The organism is Citrobacter sp. Cf118, from assembly GCF_030334095.1.
GTDB lineage: Bacteria > Pseudomonadota > Gammaproteobacteria > Enterobacterales > Enterobacteriaceae > Citrobacter > Citrobacter freundii.
On the sequence record NZ_JAOWES010000087.1, the window covers coordinates 1 to 1605 of the forward strand.

General features: G+C 47.0%; 1 protein-coding gene and 1 pseudogene. One reads left to right on the top strand and one right to left on the bottom strand.

What is annotated here, in order from left to right; genetic code table 11:
* Positions 1-402, top strand: a pseudogene (locus OGX67_RS15260) (IS5-like element ISKpn26 family transposase); the annotation flags it as partial.
* A 316-nt stretch (positions 403-718) separates the two neighbouring features.
* On the opposite strand, the gene OGX67_RS15265 reads toward OGX67_RS15260, so the two are convergent.
* Positions 719-1219 (bottom strand): non-heme ferritin-like protein, encoded by a 501-nt coding sequence (locus OGX67_RS15265; protein ID WP_001752509.1) that lies wholly within the window; start codon positions 1217-1219, stop codon positions 719-721.
* Positions 1220-1605: the final 386 nt, after the last annotated feature.

Consider the following 1605-nt stretch of genomic DNA (forward strand, 5'->3'; position numbering starts at 1 on the left):
GTCACCACCGCGGCCAACGAGCATGACCTCAATCAGCTGGGTAATCTGCTTCATGGAGAGGAGCAATTTGTCTCAGCCGATGCCGGCTACCAAGGAGCGCCACAGCGCGAGGAGCTGGCCGAGGTGGATGTGGACTGGCTGATCGCCGAGCGTCCCGGCAAGGTAAAAACCTTGAAGCAGCATCCGCGCAAGAACAAAACGGCCATCAACATCGAATACATGAAAGCCAGCATCCGTGCCAGGGTGGAGCACCCGTTTCGCATCATCAAGCGGCAGTTCGGCTTCGTGAAAGCCAGATACAAGGGGCTGCTGAAAAACGATAACCAACTGGCGATGTTATTCACCCTGGCCAACCTGTTTCGGGTGGACCAAATGATACGTCAGTGGGAGAGATCTCAGTAAAAACCGGAAATAACGCCAGAAATGGTGGAAAAAATAGCCTAAATAGGCTGATTCGATGTGTTTGCGGGAAAAAAATCGGCCCAGATCCGCGAAATTTTAATCAGCGAGTCAGCTTGGGAAGAAATGACCTGCTTATTCGCACCTTCCTTAATATAAAGACACAAGCAGAGACATTTTTGGCACGATATAAAAACGCTAAGTTAAAAAATCACTATGACGTGTTGGGTATCAAATGTTCACTGGCATAAACCTCTGTTTCTGATGTAAAACAGATTTTCTGAGGAGGCGTAAAACCTCCTCGTACTGCGAAATTGATTTAGTGATAGCGATCGATCACGCCAACCAGATAGTGGTCGGTTTGCTGCATGTTGATGCCCGCTTTTTTAGCGCTGCGGACTTCATCCAGAATGATTTGCAACAGCGTCCCGTCCACGATTTCCTCTTTTCTGTATCGCTTCAGGAAGTTAATCGCTGACTTATCGTTTGCTGCCTGGGCGTCTTCCGTCAAAGAGGTCAGCGCATTAATGCGCTTCTGGTAATCGCTTACCGTCTGCTCAAACAGATCTTCCAGCGTGGAAAATTCACCGCACCGGGCGTGTTGCTCCTGTAACACCGGCGTGGCGCCGCTCTGTTTGATGTATTCGTACATGCGCATCATTTGCGTCACCGTATTTTGCGCCTGATGACGCAAAAATAGTGCGGTGCCATTAAGGCTATTCTCGCTGCACCTCTGGCTGAGCTGAAGATACAAATTTGAGGTATAAAACTCCTGATTCATTTGCGCATTCAGTTTTTGAACTATTCCGCTAGCGATCATAGGACTTCCTTATTTCTTGTCATCTCAGAAAACGGTCACTCTTCGAAAAAACAACCAGAATAAAAGCGATTCTTTCGCTTTTTTTATTGCGCCTGGTTACGCAGTCATATTCATTTTAAGTCGGGATGCTCCTTATTTAAATATCCACCCCTACTATCGCATTTCTATCTGGCATTATTCTGTGATGGTGTTTCGATATTCACACTCCCTGTGCCAATCCTTTCTTATCGACAGTAGGAAACTTCCTCCGGCTATTCTGCTGAACACGATTAGGGGCACTGTTGCAAAGTTAGCGATGAGGCAGCGTTTTGTCTTATTCAAAGGCCTTACATTTCAAAAACTCTGCTTACCAGGCGCATTTCGCCCAGGGGATCACCATAATAAAA